Origin of the sequence: Aeromonas sp. FDAARGOS 1416 (assembly GCF_019048085.1) — a bacterium.
Taxonomy (GTDB): Bacteria; Pseudomonadota; Gammaproteobacteria; order Enterobacterales; family Aeromonadaceae; genus Aeromonas; species Aeromonas veronii.
Window position 1 is genome coordinate 890,084 of record NZ_CP077301.1, and the last position, 25,533, is coordinate 915,616.

Annotated in this window: 17 protein-coding genes and 1 tRNA gene; 13 read left to right on the top strand and 5 right to left on the bottom strand. The window is 60.6% G+C overall.

The features are described 5' to 3' along the window. The first annotated feature begins 1 nt into the window (after nucleotide 1). From I6L46_RS04025 to I6L46_RS04045, 5 genes are all read left to right on the top strand, one after another. The gene (locus I6L46_RS04025) at nucleotides 2–1,345 is read left to right on the top strand and encodes a dihydroorotase (RefSeq protein WP_005334027.1); all 1,344 of its coding nucleotides are present in this window, start codon (nucleotides 2–4) and stop codon (nucleotides 1,343–1,345) included. Nucleotides 1,346–1,457: 112 nt separating this feature from the next. Continuing rightward, a tRNA-Pro gene (locus I6L46_RS04030) sits at nucleotides 1,458–1,534 on the top strand. A 216-nt stretch (nucleotides 1,535–1,750) separates the two neighbouring features. Next, entirely contained in the window at nucleotides 1,751–2,182 is a 432-nt protein-coding gene (locus I6L46_RS04035) for a hypothetical protein (RefSeq protein ID WP_041235087.1), read from the top strand. Between the two features lie 204 nt (nucleotides 2,183–2,386). Then, the gene (locus tag I6L46_RS04040) at nucleotides 2,387–3,646 is read left to right on the top strand and encodes a dicarboxylate/amino acid:cation symporter (RefSeq protein WP_201941453.1); all 1,260 of its coding nucleotides are present in this window, start codon (nucleotides 2,387–2,389) and stop codon (nucleotides 3,644–3,646) included. Nucleotides 3,647–3,750: 104 nt separating this feature from the next. Continuing rightward, nucleotides 3,751–5,370 carry a methyl-accepting chemotaxis protein gene (locus I6L46_RS04045; protein ID WP_216977450.1) on the top strand — a complete coding sequence of 540 codons (1,620 nt, stop codon included), beginning with the start codon at nucleotides 3,751–3,753 and terminating at the stop codon, nucleotides 5,368–5,370. A 63-nt stretch (nucleotides 5,371–5,433) separates the two neighbouring features. Here the strand turns inward: I6L46_RS04045 and I6L46_RS04050 are convergent, their stop codons facing one another. Beyond that, nucleotides 5,434–6,036, bottom strand: a complete 603-nt coding sequence (locus I6L46_RS04050) for a DUF924 family protein (RefSeq protein WP_216977451.1) — start codon at nucleotides 6,034–6,036, stop codon at nucleotides 5,434–5,436. Between the two features lie 251 nt (nucleotides 6,037–6,287). Here I6L46_RS04050 and I6L46_RS20760 point away from each other — a divergent pair, with 251 nt between their 5' ends. The 3 genes from I6L46_RS20760 (at nucleotide 6,288) to I6L46_RS04060 (ending at nucleotide 9,269) form a co-directional block, all read left to right on the top strand. Then, nucleotides 6,288–6,416: a hypothetical protein gene (locus I6L46_RS20760; protein WP_302054297.1), complete on the top strand. Its 129-nt coding sequence runs from the start codon at nucleotides 6,288–6,290 to the stop codon at nucleotides 6,414–6,416. A 12-nt stretch (nucleotides 6,417–6,428) separates the two neighbouring features. Beyond that, nucleotides 6,429–7,349 (top strand): DUF808 domain-containing protein, encoded by a 921-nt coding sequence (locus I6L46_RS04055; RefSeq protein WP_019445488.1) that lies wholly within the window; start codon nucleotides 6,429–6,431, stop codon nucleotides 7,347–7,349. A 123-nt stretch (nucleotides 7,350–7,472) separates the two neighbouring features. Further along, on the top strand, nucleotides 7,473–9,269 hold the full coding sequence (locus tag I6L46_RS04060) for a M3 family oligoendopeptidase (protein WP_216977452.1): 1,797 nt from the start codon (nucleotides 7,473–7,475) through the stop codon (nucleotides 9,267–9,269). A gap of 63 nt (nucleotides 9,270–9,332) precedes the next feature. Here I6L46_RS04060 and I6L46_RS04065 read toward each other — a convergent pair whose 3' ends face one another. Continuing rightward, nucleotides 9,333–10,739, bottom strand: coding sequence for a nucleobase:cation symporter-2 family protein (locus tag I6L46_RS04065; protein ID WP_204478948.1), 1,407 nt, complete (start codon nucleotides 10,737–10,739; stop codon nucleotides 9,333–9,335). A 505-nt stretch (nucleotides 10,740–11,244) separates the two neighbouring features. Here I6L46_RS04065 and ycfP point away from each other — a divergent pair. After that, on the top strand, nucleotides 11,245–11,784 hold the full coding sequence (ycfP, locus tag I6L46_RS04070; RefSeq protein WP_005334000.1) for an alpha/beta hydrolase YcfP: 540 nt from the start codon (nucleotides 11,245–11,247) through the stop codon (nucleotides 11,782–11,784). A gap of 74 nt (nucleotides 11,785–11,858) precedes the next feature. Beyond that, nucleotides 11,859–13,151, top strand: a complete 1,293-nt coding sequence (locus I6L46_RS04075; RefSeq protein WP_021230998.1) for an NAD(P)/FAD-dependent oxidoreductase — start codon at nucleotides 11,859–11,861, stop codon at nucleotides 13,149–13,151. Between the two features lie 84 nt (nucleotides 13,152–13,235). On the opposite strand, the gene I6L46_RS04080 is transcribed toward I6L46_RS04075, so the two are convergent. From I6L46_RS04080 to I6L46_RS04090, 3 genes are all read right to left on the bottom strand, one after another. After that, nucleotides 13,236–13,877 carry an energy-coupling factor ABC transporter permease gene (locus tag I6L46_RS04080; protein WP_005361550.1) on the bottom strand — a complete coding sequence of 214 codons (642 nt, stop codon included), beginning with the start codon at nucleotides 13,875–13,877 and terminating at the stop codon, nucleotides 13,236–13,238. An 87-nt stretch (nucleotides 13,878–13,964) separates the two neighbouring features. Further along, nucleotides 13,965–14,762: a pyruvate formate lyase 1-activating protein gene (gene pflA, locus I6L46_RS04085; protein ID WP_139400558.1), complete on the bottom strand. Its 798-nt coding sequence runs from the start codon at nucleotides 14,760–14,762 to the stop codon at nucleotides 13,965–13,967. Between the two features lie 65 nt (nucleotides 14,763–14,827). Continuing rightward, entirely contained in the window at nucleotides 14,828–17,764 is a 2,937-nt protein-coding gene (locus I6L46_RS04090) for an EAL domain-containing protein (protein ID WP_216977453.1), read from the bottom strand. A gap of 135 nt (nucleotides 17,765–17,899) precedes the next feature. Between I6L46_RS04090 and I6L46_RS04095 the strand changes: the two genes are divergently transcribed. From I6L46_RS04095 to I6L46_RS04105, 3 genes are all read left to right on the top strand, one after another. Beyond that, the gene (locus I6L46_RS04095; protein WP_005344666.1) at nucleotides 17,900–19,588 is read left to right on the top strand and encodes an FAD-dependent oxidoreductase; all 1,689 of its coding nucleotides are present in this window, start codon (nucleotides 17,900–17,902) and stop codon (nucleotides 19,586–19,588) included. A 215-nt stretch (nucleotides 19,589–19,803) separates the two neighbouring features. Then, nucleotides 19,804–20,463: a DedA family protein gene (locus I6L46_RS04100; RefSeq protein WP_216977454.1), complete on the top strand. Its 660-nt coding sequence runs from the start codon at nucleotides 19,804–19,806 to the stop codon at nucleotides 20,461–20,463. Nucleotides 20,464–20,628: 165 nt separating this feature from the next. Next, nucleotides 20,629–25,512, top strand: a complete 4,884-nt coding sequence (locus I6L46_RS04105; RefSeq protein ID WP_254203124.1) for an alpha-2-macroglobulin — start codon at nucleotides 20,629–20,631, stop codon at nucleotides 25,510–25,512. The last annotated feature ends 21 nt before the right edge of the window (nucleotides 25,513–25,533 follow it).

Here is a 25,533-nt window from a genome sequence, read left to right on the forward strand (position 1 = left end):
CATGAACAAACTGCTTATCAAGAATGCCACCCTGGTCAACGAAGGCCGTATCTATGCCTCCGATGTGTTGATCGAGGGGGAACGGATTGCCCGCATCGCCCCGGATATCGAGGCGCCCGATGCGCTGGTTATCGATGCCGCAGGTCGCCATCTCATCCCCGGAATGATCGATGATCAGGTCCACTTCCGGGAGCCGGGATTGACCCACAAGGGGACTATCGCCAGCGAATCCCGCGCCGCCGTCGCCGGTGGCACCACCAGTTTCATGGAAATGCCCAACGTCAATCCCCAGACCACCACCCTCGACGCCCTCGAAGCCAAATACCAGATCGCCGCCAACTCCTCCGTCGCCAACTACAGCTTCTATCTCGGCGCCACCAACGACAATCTTGAAGAGATCAAGCGTCTCGACCCCAAGCAGTCCTGCGGGGTCAAGGTGTTTATGGGCTCTTCGACCGGCAACATGCTGGTGGACAATCAGGAGACCCTGGCGGCCATCTTCCGCGAAAGTCCGGTGATGATCGTCACCCACTGCGAAGACACCCCGACCATCGCCAAGGCGGAAGAGGCTGCGCGGGCCAAGTGGGGCGAGAATGTGCCGATGGGCGAGCACGGCCGCATTCGCAGTGACGAGGCGTGCTACAAATCCTCCAGCATGGCGGTGGCGCTGGCGAAAAAATACGGTGCCAAGCTGCATGTGCTGCATCTGACCTCGGCCAAGGAGCTGTCGTTATTTACCGCCAGCCACGATCTGAGCGAGTTGAAGGACAAGAACATCACCGCCGAGGTGTGCGTTCACCACCTCTTCTTCAATGAAGCCGATTACGAGACCCAGGGCAGCCTGATCAAGTGCAACCCTGCGGTGAAGAGTGCCGCCGACCAGCAGGCACTACTGGATGCGGTACGCAATGACGTGCTCGACATCATCGCCACCGACCACGCGCCCCACACCTGGGAAGAGAAGCAGAACAGCTACTTCAAGGCGCCGTCTGGCGTACCGTTGGTGCAGCACTCTTTGCAGGCGCTGCTGGAGCTCTACCACAACGGCGTGTTTACCCTGGAGACTATCGTCAAGAAGACCTCCCACGCGGTAGCCGAGCGCTTCCAGGTGCAGGATCGCGGTTATATCCGCGAGGGGTATTTCGCCGATTTGGTGCTGCTGGATCTGGGCAAGCCCTATGTGGTCAACGATGACAACATCCTCTACCACTGTGGCTGGTCGCCCTTCAACGGCTACCGCTTCCACAGCACGGTGGAGATGACGCTGGTGAACGGCCAGATCGCCTGGCAAAACGGGCAGGTGACTGACCAGATCCTGGGCAAGCGGCTGACCTTTAACCGCTGATTGTTCGCAAAGCAGGCGAACGCACCGTGGCCGAGGAATTGGCGGCGTTTCCCTGTTGACAGGGCAGGGTCATCTCCATAAACTCTGCCCCCGTCAGCCGAGCTGACTCCGTCGGTGTGTAGCGCAGCCAGGTAGCGCATCTGCATGGGGTGTAGAGGGTCGGAGGTTCGAATCCTCTCACACCGACCAAATTCCCCGATAAAGGCCTTGTCAAACGACAAGGCCTTTTCTTTTGCCTGCGATTTGCCGCACAGGCGCGAAGCCAGTGGTGATGCACGCTGGTCGCTGTTGGCGCGAGCGGATTGTGCAGCCACCGCGCTTTATGGTGTAGTAACGACTCTGTTGCTCATTTGCCTGGCGAGGCCTTTCGTGTCTGCATCCGTATCTAAACCCTGTTGTCTGCTGATGCTCACCCTGCTGCTGGTGGGCTGCGCCACCCCTTACGAGAGTGAAAAGTCATTCTGGAACGGCCAGACCGGTTTCTCCCAGACCCGGCTTGGCCCTGACAAGTGGCAGCTGGAGTTTGTCGGCAACGATCTGGTGGACAGGGAGACCGCCCGCAAATATGTGCTCAAGCGGGCAGGGGAGCTGGCACTGGCAGAGGGTTACTCCTGGCTCAAGGTCGATGAGCTGACCATTAACCGCGATGCCGTCAGGGTGACCCCATCACGGCCGATCTTCGGCTTTGACGAGGATGAGCCGGATCTCTTTATGGCCCAGATGCAGGTGCAGCATACCATCTCGGCGCTGCTCACTTTTCGCCTGTTGCCACGGGCACTCGATGAGCGAACTCTGAATGCGAAATATCTCGCCGAAATCAAAATAAACAGTGATTAATATTGGTGGTTTGCAAGATCTATATCACATACACCTAATGGCAGGATAAAATTCTGGATAAAGCCTCTAGATTTACCTCCTGCTTTTAGGCATTCTCCCAGCATACCAGCCGCCAGGAATCAACGGCTCGGATCACAAAAACGGACTGTAGTGGCTCCCACGCCACTGTTTACGGCTTGCACCAATCAAAACCGGGACTCCCCCATGAAAATGAATAAACTGACGGTCGCCATCCTCATCTCCATGATGTTTGGCATCCTCACCGGCCAGGGCTATCGGATGTTTGCCGCAGATCAGGCTGCGGATTTTGCCAATAACATCACGATCCTGACCGATATCTTCCTGCGCCTGATCAAGATGATCATCGCTCCCCTTGTCTTCACCACCCTGGTGGTCGGTATCGCCAAGATGGGCGACACCCGCACCGTGGGTCGTATCGGTGCCAAGACCCTCGGCTGGTTCATGCTGGCCTCCCTGATGTCCCTGAGTCTGGGTCTGGTGATGGTGACCTTGATGCAGCCGGGTGTGGGTCTCTCGCTCTCCCTGCCCAATGACACCGCCAGCTCGGGCATTGCTGCCGGTGCCATTACCCTGAAAGATTTTGTGACCCACGCCATTCCCAAGAGCGTGGTCGAGGCGATGGCCACCAACGAGATCCTGCAGATCGTGGTCTTCTCCCTCTTCTTCGGTCTGGCTGCCGCCGCGCTCGGCGATCTGGCCAAGCCGGTAGTGGTGCTGATGGCCAGCGCTGCCGAGATCATGCTGAAAGTGACCGGTTATGTGATGAACTTTGCGCCGTTCGCGGTGTTTGGCGCCATCGCCGCCATGGTAGCCAAAGAGGGGCTGGGTATTCTGGTTACCTACGGCAGTTTTATGGCTCAGTTCTATATCGCGCTGGTCTGCCTCTGGCTGCTGCTGATCGCCATGGGCAGCGTCTTCCTGCGTGGCCGTGTCATCAAGCTGCTGGCGATGATCCGCGAACCCATCCTGCTCGCCTTCTCGACCGCCAGCTCCGAAGCGGCCTATCCGAAGACCCTGGATCGTCTGGAGAAGTTCGGTTGTGACAAGCGCATCGCCAGCTTCGTGCTGCCGATGGGTTACTCCTTTAACCTCGACGGCTCCATGATGTACTGCACCTTCGCGGTGATGTTCATCGCCCAGGCGTATGGTATCGAGCTCTCCATGGCCCAGCAGATCACCATGCTGCTGCTGTTGATGGTCACTTCCAAGGGGATGGCCGGGGTACCGCGCGCCTCTCTGGTTGTGATTGCCGCCACCCTGAACCAGTTCCATATTCCGGAAGCGGGCATCCTGCTGCTGCTGGGGATCGACCACTTCCTCGACATGGGCCGCTCAGCCACCAACGTGCTGGGCAACGCCATCGCCGCCAGCGTGGTCGCCAAGACCGAAGACAGTCTGGGTGAAACCGTCGCGCTGGGCGAGAGTGAGCCAGCCAAAGCCTGATCGCAACGCCATGAAAAATAAACAACAACGGCCCGCCAATGCGGGCCGTTGTTGTTTATGGCTCGTCTACACTGCTAGATAGTTTCCATCTGGAGTGTACGGTTATGAATATTGCTCGTCGACTGCAACTGATAGCGCTGTTGGTGATGCTGACGCTCATTTTTCTCAGTTGGTTCAGTATCAATCGCCTTGGGGCAGGCAACCGTGATTTGAGCTATGTGACGGACAATACGGTGCCCAGTATTGCGCTGATCAAGGAGGTGCAGGCTGCATTTTATGAGCTGCACTCCCGGGTTCAAAGCCATATCCTCAACACCGACAATGACAAGATGCAGCAGATAGAAGCCGATATTGCCGAGCATCGCAAACAGATCAATTCGCAACTGGAGAAATATAAAGCAGAGATGCTCTCCAATGACGAAGACCGACGCCTGACCGACGATGATCAACGCATTATTGCGCAATATTATCAGGAGATAGACAAGGTTCTGCAGCTCTCCCACCAAAACAAAAACGATGAAGCGCGAGACATGCTGGCAGGAGAAGCCTCCAGACTGTTCCAGCAGTTTGCCAAGGCAATCGAGCTTCACGTCAACTTCAATATGGATTTGGGACTGGCGCTCAAGAAGCAGGGCCAGGAGAACTACGACAACAGCCTGCAAACCCTGTTGTTTATCGCCGGTGGTGCCACCGTACTGACGATGGGGCTGTTTGTCTGGTTGTTCAATCAGGTGGCCAATCCCCTTCGCACCGCCATGGATACCCTGACCCGGATCCAGCGTGACCTCAACTTTACCCTCAGAGCAGACGTGAAACAGCTGGATGAGATTGGCCTGACCCTCAATGCGGTCAACCGGCTGCTCGATACACTGCAACAGACATTTACCGAATTTTCCGTCGGCAGCTTGCAGATCAAGAGCACTGCCGAATCCCTCTCTCAGGCAGCGCAACACTTGGCCAGCTCGGCTAATCAGGCCAATGATGCCACCAGTCTGATAGCCGCCGGTGTCGAAGAGATGACGGTCAGCATCACAGATATCTCCCAGCGCACTCAGGAGACGAGCCGCATCACCAACGAGTCGGGGCAGCTAGCGACCGAAGGGGGCCGGACCATCGAGCGCACCGTTCATGCCATCAACGAGATAGCCGACTCCATTCGGCAGGCCTCGGCCGAGGTCATTGCGCTGGGTGAGGGCATTTCGCGCATTGGCGGTGTGGTCAACGTGATCCGTGATGTGGCGGGACAGACCAATTTGCTGGCCTTGAACGCGGCCATTGAAGCGGCGAGGGCGGGGGAGTCCGGCCGTGGCTTTGCGGTGGTGGCGGATGAGGTGCGCAAACTGGCTGAGCGGACGGCGCAATCCACCCAGGAGATCTCCGCCACCGTAGAGGCGATCCAGCAGGAGTCGAACAATACGGTCTCCCGCATGCATCTGGTGGAGGAGAAGGTGAGCCAGGGGGTCACCATGGCGACCGAGAGTGGCGCCATTATTGCCGAGATCCGCAGTGCGTCGCACCGGGTGATGGATCAGGTGGGCGAGATCACCAATGCCATCCGCGAGCAGAGTTCGGCCGCTGAGTCGATCGCTCATCAGGTAGAGCAGATTGCTCAGGTCGTGCAGCAAACCAGCAGCACAGCGGAGGAGACCTCAGCCGCAGCCGAGGAGCTTAATGTCACCACCGAGAGTATCCACCAGCAGATATCCCGCTATCGCATTCAGTAACGCCGACGGTTGTTATCCATCTGCTATCCCCGCCAGCTGGCGGGGATTTTTTATATGGCTTGCTTAGAAGCCTGAGCCCGGTTGCTGCAAAAATGCCGCCTCTTCCGGTGTGCTGGTGCGACCCAGAATGTCGTTGCGGTGGGGGAAACGGCCAAAGCGTTCGATGATCACCTGATGACGGCGGGCAAAGTCGGCAAATCCGGCAAAGGTCGCCTGCGCCGGTGTGCCAGCCTGCTCGGCAGCGAGTGTCTCGAACAGCGCCACACTTCTGGCCTGTTGTTCGCGGGATTCGGCATGCTCCAGCGGCAGATAGAAGAAGACCTGCTCCAGTGGCGAGAGGGATTTGTCCGCCCCGATGGATAGTCCTTTCAGGCAGAGATCCCGTGCCAGCGGATCCTGGGCAAAGGCCGCAGGCGTGCCGCGATGGATATTGCGGGGCAGCTGGTCAAGCAGCAGGATCAGCGCCAGCCGACCGCTGGGAGTATCGGCCCAGTGGGCGAGGCTGCCCTTGGCTGCCGCCTCTGCCAGCTCGCCAAAGCGGCTGGCCAGCAGGGCATCCGTTTCACTGCTTTTTCCCCACCAGAGGGGGGCTTGCCGTGTGGCCCGCAGGACGTCATCGGCTTCGTCGCCAAACCAGAGATCGAGCAGAGGTTGCCAGGGTTGCATGGGAACTCCTTGAGGTGATTCAGAGGGAACCAGGAACAAATGGCTCAGGGGTGCTGCCGAAACGGCGGCTTCTCGTTACACTGTGCCATCTTTTGCCCGAAAGACGTAACCCCCCGATGGCGAGCGCCGAATTCTTGGCTCGGCCGATGATGGCCTGCGATCGCCATGAGGTGGTCCTCTTGACCCTGGTGGTTATCGGGACGTACACCTCTCTCCCGGGGTTGTTCTCACTGATATAAGGAATCTTTGATATGGCCGGAACCAGTTTGTTGGCCCTGCTCGACGATATCGCCAGCGTGCTTGATGACGTGGCGCTGATGACCAAGGGCGTGATGAACAAGCGCGAGACTTTTTTGGGTAGACGTTTCTCACTGATATAAGGGATCTTTGATATGGCTGGAACCAGTTTGTTGGCCCTGCTCGACGATATCGCCAGCGTGCTTGATGACGTGGCACTGATGACCAAGATGGCGGCGAAGAAGACCGCCGGGGTGTTGGGGGATGATCTGGCCCTCAACGCGGAGCAGGTTTCCGGGGTGCGTGCCGAGCGGGAGCTGCCGGTGGTGTGGGCGGTGGCCAAGGGGTCATTTCGCAACAAGCTCATTCTGGTGCCCGCCGCCATCGCCATAAGTGCGCTGGTGCCCTGGCTTATCACGCCTCTATTGATGCTGGGAGGCGCCTACCTCTGCTTTGAGGGGGCCGAGAAGCTGGCCCACAAGTTCCTGCCCCATGAGGCGAGTGAGGGGGAGGCACACACTGCTCCTATTCCCGATGATTTGGCCGCGTTTGAGCAGCAGAAGGTAAAGGGAGCGATCCGCACCGATTTTATTCTCTCTGCCGAGATCATCGTCATCGCCCTTGGCACGGTACAGGGAGCAAGCCTCGCGCTGCAGCTCTCGGTAGTGGCGGGCATTGCCCTGCTGATGACCATTGGGGTCTACGGGTTGGTGGGGCTGATCGTCAAGCTCGATGACATCGGTCTGCATCTGCTGCAAAAGCCTGATGGCAGCGCCCTTCGCCGCGCGGTGGGGCAGGGATTGCTGGTGACGGCTCCTCGTCTGATGCACCTGCTGGCACTGGTCGGCACCATTGCCATGTTTATGGTGGGCGGCGGCATTCTGGTGCATGGCTGGCCTTTTGCCCATCACCTGATTGAAGGCGCAGCCGCTGTTGTCGCCACCCTGCCCACAGTAGGGGCCGTACTGGCGGCGGTGACGCCGACGCTGCTCAACGCCGTGGCCGGTGTGGTAGCGGGTCTGCTGCTGGTTGCCGTGATGACGCTGGTGAGCCGTCTTGCCCCGGCCAAGGGATAAGCGAGCTTGCGGGCCATTTTCTCTTTTTTCCTCTCTTCATTTTTTGGCCCTCGGGTTGCCCTGTTTCGGACTTGCTGCCCGCAGGTCTGTTGCGCCTCCCGATAAAGGCCTTTGCGAGAAGTTATGTATCAACAACAGTGGAATAACGACCATATCTACCCGGGCCTCGACAGCCCTGAGCTGGAAGCGGACATGCGCGCCGCCCGCCACGCGTTGGAAGAGCTGGCCAGCTATATGGCAGGTCTGGACGGGGTGCGCGACGATGACGCTGCGCTTCTGGATTTCTTGCGGGAAGTGCGGCTGCGCGCCCGTGATATTCGCCATATCGGCTGGAACGTCGCCATTCTGGCCGCGTGCCGCGGCAGTCAGGATGCGCGGGATCCGCAGGCCAAACAGCTGGCGTCCCGTGCCCGCGCCCTTAATGCCGATCTGTTCAAGACGCTCGCACCGGTGGAAGATCTGATGCTGGCGTTGCCGGAAGAGGAATTCGCCGCGTTGATGGCGGATCCGCTGCTCGGTGAAGAGGCGTACCGCCTGCGCCACGAGCGTCGTTTGCAGGATCAGCGCTTGCCGGTGGAGGCGGAGCAGCTGGTGATTGGCCTGGGCACCGATGGCCTGCACGCCTGGGGCAACCTCTACAACGATCTGGTGGGCAAGATCCGCTTGATCATTGATGGCCGTGAGATGGGGCTGGCCGAGGCGAGCAATCTGCTCTCCAGTCCGGTGCGTGCCCTGCGCCTTGAGGCGTTCGATGCCATCAGCGCCGGTTGGGAAGGTGAGCAGGAGACGGTTGCCGCTATCCTCAATGCCCTCAACGGCTGGCGGCTGGAGCTGGCCCGTCAGCGCGGCAAAACCCGTGTGCTCGATGCGCTGGATCTCTCCTGCCACCAGAGCCATATCGAGCGTGCCACCCTCGATGCCCTGATGAGCGAAACCTGGCGAGCCCGTGGGTTGGGCCAGCGGGCGCTGGAGCTGATGGCCGAGCGCCTTGGTCTCGACGATCTGGGGCCGGAGGATCTCTTTGCGCCGCCGCCTGCTTCCAGCAGCCGCGACATTCCTTTTGATGAGGCGATCGAGTTGATTGCCGATGCCTTTAGCCGTTTCGATCCCGAGATGGGGGCATTTGCCCGCATGATGGCCGAGAAGGGGTGGATTGATGCTGCGCCCACGCCAAATCGCCGCACAGGCGCCTACTGCACCAAGTTTGCCGAACCGGTCGAACCGCGGGTCTTTGTTACCTATGCCGGCACCATGGATAACGTCATTACCCTGGCCCATGAGCTGGGTCACGCCTGGCACAACTGGGTGATCCGCGATCTGCCGATGAGTCAGCGCAGCTACCCCATGACGCTGGCGGAGACCGCCTCCATCTTCGCCGAAACCCTGGTGCGCAGCGCCCTGTTCGAGCAGGCGCAAAGCCCGGAAGAGCAGTTGGCCATCGCCTGGGCGGAGGCCGACGGCGCAGCCACCTTCTTGGTCAATATTCCGGCCCGCTTCGATTTCGAGCAGGCCTTGGTGGCCGAGCGGGCGCAGGGTTATGTATCAGCAGAGCGACTCAAGGCGCTGACTGACGAGGCATGGGGGCGTTGGTATGAGGGGAGCCTGACCCGCTATCACCCCATGTTCTGGGCGGCCAAGGCGCACTTCTCCATCGCGGGGCTGGGTTTTTACAACTACCCCTATCTGTTCGGTTACCTGTTCAGCCTCGGGGTCTATCAGCAGTTGACGAGCCGCAAAGCGGCGGGGGAAGCGGGAGTGGCCGAGGCGTATCGCGCCTTGCTGCGCGATACCGGCCGGATGAGCGCCGAAGATCTGGTAGCCAAGCATCTGGGGCAGGATATCCGTGAGGCCGCCTTCTGGCAGGGGAGTCTGGCACAAGTAGCGCAGGCGGTAGAGCGCTTCACGCAGTTGCCTGCCTGATTGGGTCAGCGGTGATATGAACAACAGGCCCCCGGACAGTCTCGCTGTCCGGGGGCCTGTTTGTTATGCCTGCTCTTGCTGCGGTTTGATGGGGCCAACGAACAGGGGGCGGGTCTGGTGAGTCAGATCCGGCTGATAGCCGTTGAAGAAGAGGTTGAGCAGCACCGAGCTGATGGTGGCCAGCAGGATACCGCTATGAAAAAGCGGTTGTAGCTGCGCCGGAAGCTGCTGGAAAAAATTCCCGGAGACCGTCGGGATCATGCCAATTCCGAGACTGATGGCGACGATATAGAGGTTGTGGCGGTTGCTGTTGTAATCGGTGCGCGCCAGGATGCGAATGCCGGTGGCCAGTACCATACCGAACATCACGATACCGGCGCCCCCCAGCACGAAGGGCGGGATGGAGGCGACCAGCACCGACATCTTGGGGATGAGGCCAAAGGCGAGCAGGATCCCCCCCGACATCACGCAGACCCAGCGACTCGATACCCCGGTCACGCTCACCAGACCGATATTCTGGGAGAAGGAGGTGTGGGGGAAGCTGTTGAATATCCCACCAATAATGGTGCCGATGCCATCCACCCGCAGCCCGCGTACGATATCACCGCGCCTGGCCGGATGGCCGACGATGTCGCCAAGGGCCAGAAACATCCCCATGGATTCGATAAAGGTGATGAGCATGATCACCGTCAGAGTGGCGATGGAGATGGGATCGAAGGTGGGCCAGCCGAAGGCGAAGGGCACTATGGGGGCAAACCAGGCTGCCTCGCCGAGGCCATCGAGGCTTACTTCGCCCATGGCGATGGCCACCGCGAAACCGAAGATGATCCCGAGCAGCACCGAGATATTGCTGAAAAAGCCCTTGGTGAAGCGGGTCACCAGCAGGATAAAGACGAGCACCAGAAAGCTGGTGCCGATATAGCGCAGGCTGCCATATTCCGGATTACCCTTGCCCCCCGCCATCCAGTCGATCCCCACCTGCATGATGCTGATCCCGATGGAGGTGATAACCACCCCGGTCACTACGGTGGGGAAGAGTGGCATCAGCCGACCTATCAGCGGCACCAGCAGGGTCGAGATGATACCGGCGGCAATGGTGGCGCCGAAGATGCCCGTCAGCCCCAGATCCGGGTTGGCTCCGATGGCCAGCATGGGCATCACGGCGGCAAAGGTGACCGACATGATGACCGGCAGCCGGATCCCGGCAAAGCGGCCAATCCCGACACATTGCAGCAGGGTGACGATGCCGCAGCAGAAGAGATCCGAACTGATGAGGTAGGAGATTTGATCCTTGGGCAGCCCCAGACTGCCGCCAATCACCAGCGGCACCGCCACGGCGCCGGCGTACATCACCAGCACATGTTGCAGGCCCAGGGTAAAGAGTTGGCCCATGGGGAGCATGCGCTCCACTTCATCCACCGGGCGCTTGCGCGCACCCGGTCGGGGGGAGGGGGGATTGGTCTCGCTCATGAACAGATCACTCCTTGAAGCCCGCGCAACTGCTACAGGCAAGATAGTGAAAGCCGCAGCTTTCCCGGTCATTGATCTCGTGTATTGACAGAGGTGCCAGATCCCTCGGCAGTAGTGAGAGGGATCCGGTGCAGCACGGGTCAGTGCACAAAACATGCACAACGCCGCTCACGAGAGAAAACGTTTGGCGATAACGCCTTGTTTTTGCGGGATGAGTCACATACCGGCCAGATAAGTGTCCGGCTGCTGGCAGGGGAAGGAGGTGAGGGCATCTCAGATTGGTAAGGGGTTTATCATTATTGGTCTGGCGATCTCACTTTGATAGCCGGGCACCATAACGTTGCTCGCAATGCGCCCCTCAGCATGTGACTGCGCTCGCGGGCTGCTGGGCGTAATCGGGGGCGGGGGCGTGATCCAAAGCAAGAAAGTTGGATGTTTTGGTGGCGCACGGGGCCGCCGCTGGGGTAGTTTCGATAAAACCGACACAGATCCTGAGGTCTTATCCATGATCATCTATCTGCATGGCTTTGATGCCACCAGCCCAGGCAATCACGAGAAAGTGCTGCAGTTGCAGTTTATTGATGATGATGTGCGTTTCGTGCACTACAGCACGGTTCACCCCCGTCATGATATGAGCCATCTGCTCAAGGAAGTGAAAAAACAGCTCGATATGAGTACCGATCCCAAACCGCTGATCTGCGGCGTGGGTCTTGGTGGCTACTGGAGCGAGCGGATCGGCTTTCTGTGCGGCATTCGCCAGGTGATCTTCAACCCCAACCTCCATCCGGAAGAGAACATGCAGGGCAAGATCGACCGGCCGGAAGAATATGACGATATCGGTACCAAGTGTGTAACTGAATTTCGTAAGAAAAATTCAGGAAACTGCCTGTGTATCCTTTCCGTTCAGGATGAAGTGCGCGATAATCGGGACACTGAACGTGAATTGAAGAACTATTACGACATCGTGTGGGATGAGCGCGAGACTCATAAGTTCAAAAATATCTCGCATCATCTGCAGCGGATGAAGGCCTTCAAAGAAGCCTAATCCATCACGTCGACCGATTTCGTTTTAGGGAGCCAATGGCTCCCTTTCGTTTTGAGGAACCGAGGAAAATCATCATGATGAATATTGTCGTTGTAGGCGGCGGCGCCGGTGGCCTGGAGCTAGCCACCAGTCTGGGTCGCAAGCTTGGCAAGAAGAACAAGGCCAAGATCACTCTGGTCGATCGCAACCGCACCCACCTGTGGAAACCCCTGCTGCACGAAGTGGCCACCGGCTCCATGGACGCGGGCATCGATGCCCTGAGCTACCAGTCTCACGCCAAGAACCACGGTTTCGACTTCCAGCTCGGCACCCTGACCGACATCAAGCGTGACGATAAACGCATCGTGCTGGCCCCGATCCACGACGACAATGGCGACATCGTGGTCAACGAGCGCGAGCTGCCCTACGACTATCTGGTGATGGCCATCGGTTCTGTCTCCAACGACTTCAACACCAAGGGCATCAAGGATAACTGTATTTTCCTCGATAGCCCCTCCCAGGCGCATCGCTTCCACAACAGCATGATGAACCGCTTCCTGCAGTTCGCCACCGAATATAAGCCGGGCGACAAGGTGAAGATTGCCATCGTCGGCGGCGGCGCCACCGGCGTCGAGCTCTCTGCCGAGCTCTACAACGCGGTCGAGCAGCTCTACGCCTACGGCTTCAAGAACCTCACCACCGACAGCCTGAAGGTGACCCTGGTGGAAGCGGGCCCGCGCATTCTGCCGGCTCTGCCGGAGCGCATCAGCGGCGCCGCCCATCAGGAGTTGGTCAAGCTGGGTGTGGACGTGCGTACCGCCACCATGATCACCGAAGCGACTGCCGAAGGTCTGCACACCAAGGATGGCGAGCTGATTGAAGCTGACCTGATGGTGTGGGCGGCCGGTATCAAGGCACCTGACTTCATGAAGGATATCGCGGGCCTTGAGACCAACCGCATCAACCAGCTGGTGGTGAAAGAGACCCTGCAGACTACCCGTGACGAGAACATCTTCGTTATCGGTGACTGCGCCGCCTGCCCGCAGCCGGATGGCAAGTTCGTGCCGCCGCGCGCCCAGTCTGCCCACCAGATGGCCAGCCAGGCGTTCAAGAACATTCTGGCCAAGATGAACGGCGGCGAGATGAAGCCCTACCTCTACCACGACCACGGTTCGCTGGTCTCCCTCAGCCGCTTCTCCACCGTGGGCAGCCTGATGGGCAACCTGATGCGCGGCTCCATGATGGTGGAAGGTTACATCGCCCGTCTGGTTTACATCTCTCTCTACCGGATGCACCAGATCGCCCTGCACGGCTACGTCAAGACCGGCCTCATCATGCTGGTGGGTCGCATCAACCGGGTACTGCGCCCGACCCTGAAGCTGCACTAAGCCAAGGTTTGACAGAATTCGGAATACCAAAAGGAGAGGCGATCGCCTCTCCTTTTTTATGGGCACAGATCAGGAAAGAGAGAGCTACTTGCCCAGATAGGTGCGGTCGAAGAAGGTATTGACCCAGTGAGGGCGGTAGATGGCCAGCACCGTCATCGCCATGCCGTTGAGCAGGGCTTCGGGGAACAGCAGCAGTGGCCAGATGGAGAGGTAATCTGCCGTGATGGTGTGCCAGGGGTAGCTGTCACTTAGCCCCATTAGCAACGCGCTGGCGGCCACCTTGACCGAGATGGTGATGGCGCCACCGAGAAAGGCGGCCACGAAGATATAGACAAAGAGATGGCGCGGCAGCCAGGCCCAGCTGGCCAGAAACAACAGCCAACTGGTGGCCACCGGCAGGGCGATGCCAACCAGTGCCTGCCAGCCAAAATCGGCCAGATTGGTGACACCGAAGTAACCGAGCACCAGCAGGGTCAGGCAGGGGGCGAGCAGTGCCAGCCGCCAGCCAAGCAGCAGGGTGAGGGAGGTGAGCCCGAGAAAATGGACCTCCAGCCCTTCATGCAGACCGGCCCTTAGATACCAGAGCGGCACCAGCGCGATGGCACTGCCCAGCAGCAGGTGCTGATAGAGGGGGTTGTCATGGAGGGTCTGCCACAGGGAGCGGCGCAGGCTGAAGGCCAGCAGTACCAGCCAGATCAGGAGGGCGGCGAGTTGTCCTTCACTCATCTTGTCGTCCATTCATGCAGTAGAGTCCGGGCGGCCTTCCCAACCGCCCATAGCAGAGCAGGCTGACGAGTCAGCCTGCTTTTACCATCAATATTTGACGTTGTTGTGGTACTTGCCGAGGATGCCCTTGACCCGTTCCATGGTCTCCTTGCTGGGGGGCTTGATCCCGCTCAGCTCGTACGGGTCGCCCAGCACGTCCCACTTGTGTTTGCCCAGCTCATGGTAGGGGAGCAGCTCCACCTTCTCCACGCTCTCGCCCAGCTCGGCGATAAACTGACCCAGCCCTTCGGCGCTCTCGTCGTCATCGCTCCAGGTCGGTACCACCACGTAGCGGATCCACATGGTCTTGCCTTTGGCTGCCAGATAGCGGGCAAACTCCAGGGTGTATCTGTTGCTGACGTGGGTCAGCGGAATGTGTTTATCGTCATTGATCTGTTTGATGTCGAGCAGTACCAGATCGGTCTGGTCGAGCAGCTTGTCCACCTGTTCGTCGAGATGACGGACGAAGCCGTTGGTGTCGAGACAGGTGTGGATCCCTTTCTCTTTGCAGGCTGTAAAGAGTTCGGTAATGAAAGCGGGTTGCAGCATGGCTTCACCGCCGGACGCTGTCACGCCACCGCCGGAGGCATTCATGAAGTGGCGATAGCTGGTGATGTCACTCATCAACTCCGGTACGGTCACTTCGCGGCCACCTTCGGTATCCCAGGTATCGCGGTTGTGGCAGTACTTGCAGCGCATCAGGCAACCTTGCATGAATACGATAAAGCGTATTCCCGGGCCATCGACAGTGCCGCAGGTTTCGACGGAATGGATCCGGCCAACGGTGCCGTGAGCTCCGGCTGGCTGGCTGATTTCAACGGCAGGGATCCGATTAATGACAGACATAAACAACTCCAACGATTCGAGCAGGCCGTTATTTTATTACATAAACCCCTATTGATCCTACACCTTTAGTCCGGCGCCCGGCTGCCAAGCAGCTGCTCCAGCCCTTTGACTGTGAGCGGCCGACTGGTGAGAAACCCTTGATAATGCTGGCATCCCAGCGCTTTGAGGATGGCCAGCTGCGCCTCCTCTTCCACCCCTTCGGCGGTGACGGTAAAACGAAAGACCTGGGCCAGATCGAGTATCGCCTTGACGATGGCTCTGTCCTGTTCGCTGTGTACCAGGGTCTGAATGAAGCTTCTGTCCAGCTTCACCTCATCGGCGGGCAGATCCCGCAGATAGGCCAGCGACGAGTAGCCTGTGCCGAAGTCATCGATGGAGATGAGGATGCCGAGCTCCTTGAGCTGGCGCATTCTGGCAATACTCTCCTGCCGATTCTCCAATACTACAGATTCGGTCACCTCCAGCAGCAGGCGGGAGGGGGGCACACCGGTATCGCGCAAGATGTACTCCACCTGTTGTACGAAGCCCTGGGTGTGGAACTGGCGGGCACTGACGTTGACCGACAGATGGGGGATCTGCAGGCCACGGTTGAGCCAGAAGCTGTATTGGGCGCAGGCGGTCTTCATCACCCAGTAGCCGATCTCGAGGATCAGGCTGGTCTCTTCGGCGATGGGGATAAACTCCCCGGGCGGCACCATGGTGCCGTCGCTGCGCTGCCAGCGCAGCAGCGCCTCGATACCCGACAGTGAGCCATTGTCGACCCGGTATTGCGGTTGATAGTGGAGTTGCAGCTCGTGGTGACGCAGGGCATCGCGCAGCTCATTGGTGAGGGTCAGCCGGTTCTTCTCATGCTGGGCCATCGCCTCGGTAAAAAAGACGTAGTGGCCCTGACCGGCGCGCTTTGCCATGTGGGTCGCGGTGTCGGCCTGTTGCATCAGGACCAGATGATCCGTCTCGTTGCCGGAGAAGAGGCTGATCCCCACCGAGGCGCTGCAGTGCAGTTTGTGATCGCCGATGTCAAACGGGGTGCGAAACAGCCCCATCAGCTCGCGGGCGAAGTGCTCTGCCAGAATTTTGGCGGTGACTTCCCCTTGTCCCAGCTGGGTAAAGAGCAGGGCAAACTCATCCCCCGAGATGCGCGCCTGCACCAGATTGTCCTGGGGCAGCTCCCTGAAACGCTGCACCACGGCTTGCAGCAGCAGATCGCCGCAGGCGTGACCGAGGGAGTCATTGATCGACTTGAAGTTGTCGAGATCCACCAGCAGCAGGGCACCCCACTGGCCGTTGGAGGCGCTCAGGGTCTGCTGCAAAATATGGTTGAGGCTGCGCCGATTGTGCAGACCGCAGAGATCGTCGTAGTAGGCGAGCTGCTCGATATGTCTGGCCGCCTCTTTTTCCTGGGTGATGTCGTAGAAGCTGCAGATAAAGTGGCTGAGCTCCCCCTGCTCATCCTTGACGCCGTTCACCATCAAGCGCACCGGAAAGAGGTGACCATCCTTGTGCAGGCAGCGCTCTTCCCCAAGCCAGAACTCCTGCTCGTTGACGGTGCGGCTGACATCCTCCTTGAGATGATCCCCGTAGTAGGTGGGACGCAGCTTGCGAATGGAGTGACCGATCACCTCTACCTCGCCAAATCCGGTGATCCGGCTGAAGGAGTGGTTGACCTTGAGGATGATGCCGTTGTGATCCATCACGATCAGCCCATCGTGGGTATTGAAGGCTACCTCGGCCAGTCGCAGGGCATCGTCGGTGGCGAGGCGCTTGAGCTCTATGGCGGCCCGCTCGTGCTGGCTGCGCAAGAGATCCAGCAGCGGTTCCGGGTCACTCAGCGTCTCGTCGAGCAGCAAGGTGAGCTGGCCGGTCGGGGTGCCACCCGCGTTGTGCAGCGGGATGCCGATATAGGCGCTGGCATTGAGGGCGAGCAGCCGGGTCGCCTTGGGATAGCGCACGGGCAGATCTTCCACATAGATGGCCTGACCGTGCTGGAACAGCTCCTGAGCGGGGCCGGGGTCGAGCTGGATGGGCTTGAGGGTGGAGCAGATCTCCTCGTTGATGACGCAGCGGGGGATGATCCAGAGATCCTGACCGCGGGGCTGGAACTCGCCGATCCAGCCCACCCGGGCACCGCTGGCGCTCATGGCCCAGCTTACCAGCGTCTTGCAGTAGTCGATGCCGGTCTGCTGGTGCAGCTCGGGCGGGAGGGCCAGCTCGGCGCGGTGCTCTTCCGGTTGCGGTTGCCAGTGGCCGAGCAGTTGGGCGCTGCTGCGCACCAGCTGCAACATCTCCTCGCTAAGCGGGGTGGGATCGAGATACTCCAGACTCAGCACCCCGAACAGCTTGTCCTGCTCCAGCAAGGCACCATCGAGCCGTGAGCGCACACCGGCACTGGTCAGATAGAGGTGATTGCTCAGCATCGGCTGGTGGGCTGCCTCCGAGAAGCTCAACGATTTGCGGGTACGCAGGGCGCGGATATAGCGGCTGTCACCGCGAATGGGGTAGAGCGCCTCGACCCCCAGGGTGAACACAGGGGTGAGTTGCTCGCTGCCGAGATCGCCGTTGGCCTGATAGTGCCAGAGGATGAGCCGATCGGCCCCCAAACTCTCTTTAAGGGCCTCGAGCAGGGGCGCATACTGTTGCTGGCTCGCCATCTGGCTGAGGCGCGGCAGTTGCAATGCCAGATCGGCGATGGGCTCCTGACGAAGGTTCTGCAGACAGATGAGCCAGAAGCCATCCTGCTCGTGAGCGAGGGCGATGTGCCAGAGTTGGCTGGCAAAGCGCACGGTGATCTTGCCGCCATGGCCGTTGGCCAGCAGTTGTTCGATGGGCAGGCGCAGGGCATCGGGTAGCTGGGCAGGCCAGGGGGCGCGCGGCTCATCGAGCCAGTAGAGTGGGGTTTGCATCACGTCGGTCAGGGCGACCAGCCGTTGACTGCGCAGATCCAGACGGAAAAAGAGCGGCGTCTGGAGGGCAGGAGGAAGATGACTGAGTGCGGTAGACGACATGAACAAACAACATCCTGTTAAGCAACCGTCGGGGTTGCAAGAATACTGCAAAATGGTGTGAAACAAAATTTCATTGAATTCTAAATTAGAAAAGTCTAATTTATTGCCCATTATCATGTATGAGGAGTCTTGCAGATGAAACGGATCCTGATTATCGGTGGTGTCGCGGGGGGCGCATCGGCGGCGGCTCGTGCTCGTCGTTTGAGTGAAGAGGCAGAGATCGTGATGTTCGAGCGGGGCGAGTTTGTCAGCTTCGCCAACTGCGGTCTGCCCTATCACATCGGGGGCGATATCCCCGACCGGGATGCCTTGCTGCTGCAGACTCCCCAGAGCTTCAAGCGCCGTTTCAACGTCGATGTGCGGGTCTTCCACGATGTGATTGAGATAGACAAGGCGGGCAAGACCTTGCTGGTGCGCAACCTGCAAACCGGTGAAGAGCAGCGCGAGCATTACGATGTGCTGCTGCTGAGCCCGGGGGCGGCGCCGATCCGTCCTCCCTTCCCCGGTATCGACAGCCCCCATGTGTATACCCTGCGCAACATCCCGGACATGGATCGCATTCTGGCGGCCCTGCACCACGATCAGCCGCGCCACGTCACTGTGGTGGGCGGCGGCTTTATCGGGCTGGAGATGATGGAGGCGCTGCACCAGCGCAAGCTGGATGTCACCCTGCTGGAGCTGGCCGATCAGGTGATGGCACCGGTGGACAAGGAGATGGCCAACATGCTCCATGCCCGCATCCGGGAAGAGGGGATCGATCTGCGCCTGCGCACCGGCCTCACCGCCATCGAGAGTCTGGATCTGCCTGCCGAGAAGACCTCTGCCGTACCGACCGCCAAAAGCGGTGGCCTGCGCCTGACCCTCAATGACGGTTCCCATCTTGATACCGGTCTCTTGATCCTCGCCATCGGCGTCAAGCCGGAAACCCTGCTCGCCGCCAAGGCGGGGCTGGAGCTGGGCCCACGGGGCGGCATCAAGGTCGATGCCGGGATGCGTACCTCGGATCCCTTCATCTACGCGGTGGGGGATGCGGTTGAAGAGATTGACTTCGTCACCGGCGAATCTGTGCTGATCCCGCTGGCGGGCCCCGCCAACCGGCAGGGGCGCATCGCCGCCGACAATATGCTGGGCCGAAGCGAAACCTACAAGAAGACGCAAGGGACCGCCATCTGCAAGCTGTTCGATCTGGCGGTGGCCAGCACCGGCCTCAACGAGAAGCGACTGGTGCAACTGGGATTGCCGTTCGAGAAGGTTTATGTCCATCCGGGCAGCCACGCCGGTTACTACCCGGGCGCACATCCGGTCAGCCTCAAGCTGCTGTTTGCCCCGGATGGCAAGATTTATGGCGCCCAGGCCATCGGCAAGGATGGCATCGACAAGCGCATCGATGTGCTGGCGGTGGCCCAGCGCGCCGGTCTCACCGTGTTTGACCTGCAGGATCTGGAGCTCACCTATGCGCCGCCGTTCGGCTCGGCCAAGGATGTGATCAATATGGCTGGCTTCGTGGCAAGCAACCACCTGAAGGGGGACACCCTGCTCTGCCACGTGGCCGAGGTGCAGGCTCGTAACCCCCATCAGCTGGTGGTGGATGTGCGCAATGGCCCGGAGCTCGACAAGCTGGGCCGCATTCCGGGGGCACTGCATATCCCCCTCGACGAGTTGCGTGGTCGCCTCCATGAGTTGCCCAAAGAGAAAGAGCTGCTGATCAGCTGTCAGGTCGGGCTGCGCGGCCATGTGGCCTGCCGCCTGCTTAGCCAGCACGGCTTTAAAGTGAAGAATCTCTCCGGCGGCTTCAAAACCTGGCAGATGGCTACCGCCGAGTAACCGTTTTATTTCTGTGCCTGTTTGCCCCTCTCCCTTGTGCGTGCAAGATGAGGGGCTTTTTGTTTCTGCTTTTCGCCCTTCTTGCATTCCCCTCGTTGCTGCAATATTTCGACACACTTTATTTCCTGTGCCGGACAAAATTAACGTTTTGTTCAGGGGATGGGTGCTATAACCCCTGCCTCGTTCATGATGAACCGTGTAGTAGGGAGAGTGACATGCTGGATATGCTGATGGCCATTTGGCATCAGGATTTTGACGCCCTGGTTCAGATGCAGGCGGTACCCCTGCTGATCGGTTGCCTGATGCTGGTACTGCTGCTGGAGTCCGCATTCGTCTTCCTGCCCCTGCCGGGGGACAGCCTGGTACTGCTGGCCGGTGGGTTGGTTGGCATGGGGGTGTTTGGCCCTGAAGTAACACTTATTTATCTGCCGTTGGCTGCTGGCATAGGTTCTGTGCTCGCCTATTGGCAGGGACGGGCCCTGCAGCGTACCCGCTTTATGGATCATATCGAGCGGATGTTGCCTCCCGACAGCCTGCCCAAGGCGACCCGGCTGCTGAAAAAGTACGGTTTTCTGGCGATGTTCTCCTCCCGTTTTATCCCGTTCGTGCGGGTGCTGACCCCCATGTTGATGGGGATTGGCCGCCTGAGCGTGCTGCGGATGTGCGTGGCCAGCTTTGCCAGTGCCTTTATGTGGGCGCTCTGCCTCAGTTTGGTGGGCAAGCTGGCGATGAATACCCCCTTCTTCCTCCACCACAGCGAACTGTTGACCCGGGCCCTGCTGATTACTTCACTGGTGTTGTTTCTGGCGGCCGTCATGGCCATCCTGTTTCGCTGGTTCAAAGGCGGAGCAAAAAACGAGACCAGCCACGACTAGATGACAACCCTTGCCGCACTGGATCAGTGGGCAAGGGGGTTCTCGTGCTGCAGGGGCGCTCAATTGTGCCCATTCGGGTAATGAGCTTTGTGTCGGGTGAGCAGGATGCCTTATCCTGTTTCCAGCCACGCTGCGTTTGCAGCGCTCCAACTCGGGATGGAACTTATGCGCCTCTTCGACTCTCCCTCTGCTTCTCACCGCTCTACCGCTGAAACCGGCGCTCTGCGCCGCCGCTGGTCAACCCTGCTGCTTTGCGGGGTGGTCGGTTTGCTGTCTGGCTGCGGCCCTGACAAGCCCACCAGCCAAATATCGAACACAGAATCCACAGCCCAGCAGGAGGCCGGGGCGCCAACTTCTGTAGTGCAGGCCAATGCCCGCCAATACCGCGATGCGCCAGCGCTGGCGCTGGTCTTTTCCGGCTCCTTGGCGCCCAAGGCCAATTGGCAGAGCTGGCTCTCGGTCAATGAAGGGGGCAAGCAGGTGCAGGGGGAGTGGATCCTCGCCGACGATGGTCGCACCCTCTATTTCCCGAACGTGCAGCCCGATAAAAGCTATGAGGTGAGCCTCAAGGCGGGGCTGGGCCCATCCCCCCAGAGCTGGACCCTCAAAACCCGGCCGCTGGAGGCGGGGGCTTCGTTTACCGCCAGCGGCATGGTATTGCCGCTGCGCGACGAGCTGCGCCTGCCCATCAGCGCGGTCAACGTGGATGAGGTCAATATCGACTTCTTTCGGGTCGATGCGGAATATCTGCCCCGTTTTCTGGCTGAGTATCGCCCCGGTGCCGGCATGGGCAACTGGGAGCTTGAACAGATCACCAAGCGGGCCAAGCGGGTGTTCAGCGGCCGCTATGCGCTGGAACTCGATGCCAACCGGCGCGAGACCCGCCTCATCAATGTGAAGGAGCCGCAGCTGGCCGAGGCCGGTGTCTACTTTGCGGTGATGTCGCCCCTTGGCAATTACGACTGGCGCAAGGAGACCACCTATTTTGCGGTGAGCGACATGGGGCTCAGTGCCCGCCGTTACCGCGATCAGCTGGAGGTGTTCGTGAGCTCCCTGGCCAGCGCCGACCCGCTCAAGGATGTGCAGCTCTCCCTGCTCGACGAGAAGGGCAACCGGCTGCAGGTGCAAACCACCGATCCCCAGGGCCATCGTCGCTTCGATCAGGTGCAGGGGGCTCGCCTGCTGCTGGCCGAACAGGGCAACCATCTGGCGGTGCTGCGCCTCGATGGGGCGGCGCTCGATCTCTCCACCTTCGATCTCGGCACCCAGCCTTGGCAGGCCCAGCAGTTGTATCTCTTTAGCGGGCGCGACCTTTATCGCCCCGGCGAGCGGCTCGACAGCGAGATCCTGCTCAAGGGGCAGGATGGCCAGCTGCTGCCCGGTATGGCAGTGGAGCTGGAGGTGAAACAGCCGGATGGTCAGCTGCTCGAACAAAAGCGGCTGCTACCGGACAATCTTGGCGCGGCCCACTACGGCCTGCGTTTGCCGGATGATGCGCCGCTGGGGCGCTGGACCATCAACCTCAAGACCGCCGCTGGCAGCCGTTTCGAGTGGCCCTTTTTGGTGGAGGAGTTTCTGCCAGAGCGCTTGAAACTGCAGCTTGGCAAGGTGCCGGATGGGGAAGTCACGAGTCTGGACGCCGCCCTGACGCTGCCACTGCAGGGGGACTATCTCTACGGCGCGCCGGCCAGTGCCACCAAGGCGAAGGCGGAGGTGAAGATCAGCCGCGCCACCATGCCCTTTACCCAGTGGCAGGAGTTCACGCTGGGTGACGTGCTGCTCGCCGAGCAGGCCAAGGATCTCGAGCCTCTCAATCTCACCCTCGATGCGCAGGGGCAGGGGACTTTTTCGTTAGCTGATGAGCTCGATGGGGTACGTGCCCTCGGGCCGCTGGAGGTGGCCTATCGGGTGTCGCTCGCCGAGCCCGGTGGCCGCGCTGTCAATCGCAGCCGTACCCAGTATGGCTGGCCCGCAGACAGCCAGTGGCCGGCACTCAAGGCCGACTTCGTGGCGGATCGGGTGGAAGGGGGCAAGCCGCTCTCCTTCCAGATCCTCAACCTCGATGAGCAAGGCCAACCGGTGGCAGGGGCGGTGAAGGTGCGCCTTATCAACGAGTACCGCGACTACTACTGGCACTACGCCGATGGCGAGGGGTGGAAGTACGAGTTCAACAGCCAGCCTTATCTGGAGCAGGAGCAGACCCTGCAGCTGGATGGCAAGGGGCCGACTCCGTTCACGCTGCAACTGGCGGCGGGCTGGTATCGGTTGGAGGTGGAGAACAGTCAGGGCCATCAATCCAGCCTGCGGGTGGAGATCGGCAGTTACGCCTGGGGCGGCGGTGGCGAGCAGGCGCGGCCTGACAAGATTGCCATCACCCTCGACAAGCGCGCCTATCAGGCGGGCGACAAGGCCAAAGTGACGCTGGTGGCCCCGCGCCCCGGCAAGGGGTTGTTGCTGGTGGAAGATGGCGACGGCCTGCGCTGGTGGCAGCGTATCGAGCTCAAGGGCGCCGCTGGCGATGCCAAGGATGCCCGCGGCGAGTTCGAGATCCCGGTCAGTCCCGAGTGGCAGCGCCATGACTTGCATATCTCGGCCCAGATCGCCGCGCCAGACAGCGCCTCCAAACCAGTCGGCAAGCAGCAGGGGCAGAGCCTGCGCTCGGTCGGGCTGGTGCCGCTCACCCTGGATCGGGAAGCGCGTCGTCTGCTGCTTACCCTGAGCGCACCGGATAAAGCGGTGCCGCTTACCCGGCTGGAAGTGACCGCCACCTCTACCCCCAACAGTCAGGGGCGCGTGGTGCTGGCGGCGGTGGATCGGGGCGTGCTCAATATCAGCGACTACCAGCCTCTCGACCCGTTCGAGATCTTCTTTGGTCGCAAGCGCTTCGCCCAAGATTTGTTCGACAACTACGGGCAAGTGATCCCGCCGCAGGATGGCAAGCTGGCCCGCCTCAACTACGGCGGCGATCGGGCGCCGCTGAAAAAGGGCGGCGCGCTGGAGAGCCGGGTCGAGATCGCTGCGCTCTGGAGCGGCGAGGTGAGTTTTGATGAGAGCGGCAAGACGGTGATCCCGCTCGATCTACCCAACTTCAACGGCGAGTTGGCACTGATGGCGCTGGCCTGGAACGAACAGCAAGTCGGGGAGGCCGAGCGCACCGTCAAGGTAGTGTCGCCCTTGGTGGCCGAGATCGGCTGGCCGCGCTTTGGTGCCAGAGGGGATGAGACCCGGGCATTGGTGCAGTTGCGCAACATGAGCGGCGAAGATCAGACCCTCTCCCTTGTCTGGACCCTCAACGGTGGGCTCAAGGCAAACGGCGAGCTGCCCGGCACCCTTGCCCTTAAAAACGGCGAAGAGCAGTGGCTGACCCTGCCGCTCACCGTGACCGGGGCAAGCGGCGTGGCAAGCCTGCAGTTGGCGGCCAGCGGCAAGGATTTTGCTATCAGCCGCGACTGGACTCTTCCGCTGCGCTCCCCCTGGCCTGCCGAGACTCGCCAGCGTTACCAGATGCTGGCCCCCGGCCAGCAGATGAGCTTTGCGCCAGCTGAGCTGGCAGGGCTGGATCGCGCCAACCTGCAGGGGCTGCTCAGCCTCTCCGGCACGCCGCCCTGGGATCCGGCAGGCCAGTGGCAGGCGCTGGCCGACTACCCCTATGCCTGTCTGGAGCAGACCTTGTCCCGTGCCTGGCCTTACTTGCTGACTACGGCCGATGAGCGGGCCGTCTGGCGCAAACCCGCAGCGGGCAAGAAAGCGGCGAGTGAGGCGGACGTGCAACGCGCCCTGCTGCAACGGCTGCAGCGGTTGCAACTGCCAAGCGGCGGTTTTGGCCTGTGGGATGGTCGCTCCGACGAGGAGCAGTGGCTCACCGCCTATGCCGCCGACTATCTGCTGGCGCGCAAAGAAGTGGCCGATGCCGTGCCGGAGGCGATGCTCAATCAGGCTTTGAACCGGCTGCAAAGCTATCTCACCGACAGTCAGTATGGTGAGCGCTGGAGCAGTGCCCCCGAGCACAGCCGGCTGGCCTATCAGGCCTACAGCGCCTATGTGCTGGCCCGGGTGGGCAAGGCGCCGCTCGCTACCCTGCGTCTTATCTGGGAGCAGCAGGCCGATCACGCCCGCTCCGGTTTGCCGCTGCTCCACCTCTCGCTGGCGCTCTCGGCCATGGGGGATGAGCAGAATGCCGCCAAGGCCCTCAGCCGGGCATTGGCGACCGAGCGCGGGGACGACTATCTGGGGGATTACGGCTCGCCGCTGCGCGATGAAGCCCTTGAGCTCTCCTTGCTGCGCCAGCACAAGCTGGCTGCGGAGCGCTGGCCGGCCCTCAGTGCCAAGGTGGCCGATACCCTGGCTCATCGTCAGTGGCTCAGCACTCAGGAGCGGCTCGCCCTGCTGCGACTCGCCCGCTTCGATCCGGCCGCCGACTGGCAGGCCAGGGTGACTTCCTCTCTTGGCAGTGGATCCCTGAGCGGTTCGGCTCCGTTGCAGCAGGGCGCCCCCGAGGCGCTGGCGGCGAGCACCGTCACCAACGAGGGCAAGGGCTCCCTCTATGTGCAGCGCACCCTCATCGGCTATCCCGAGCAGGCTCCTACCCGGTTGAGTCAGGGGATAAGCGTGACCCGTAGCTGGTTCAATAGCGACGGTCAGCCGTTTGATCCCGCCAAGGTGAAGGTGGGCGAGCTGGTGGTGGTGCGGCTCAACGTCAGCAGCGAGTCGGCCGTGCCCGATGCCCTGCTGGTGGAGATGGTGCCCGCTGGCTTCGAGCTGGAGAACCCAGCCCTTGGCCACAGCATCAAGCTCGAAGAGCTCTCCATCGAGGGGAAACCGGCGTGGCAGAGCGAATGGAACGACTATCTCAAGCATCAGGAGTTTCGCGACGATCGCTATACGGCGGCGCTGGATCTGAGCGAGGGGAGCAACCAGCAGCTGGTCTACCTGATGCGGGCGGTGACGCCGGGTCGCTATCAGGTGCCGCCGACCCAGGTGGAGGATATGTACCGCCCCGAGCTGCGTGCCGTGGGTGAGGATATCCATGAGGTGATCATCTCTGAGTAACATTCCTTCCCTTGAGCGGGT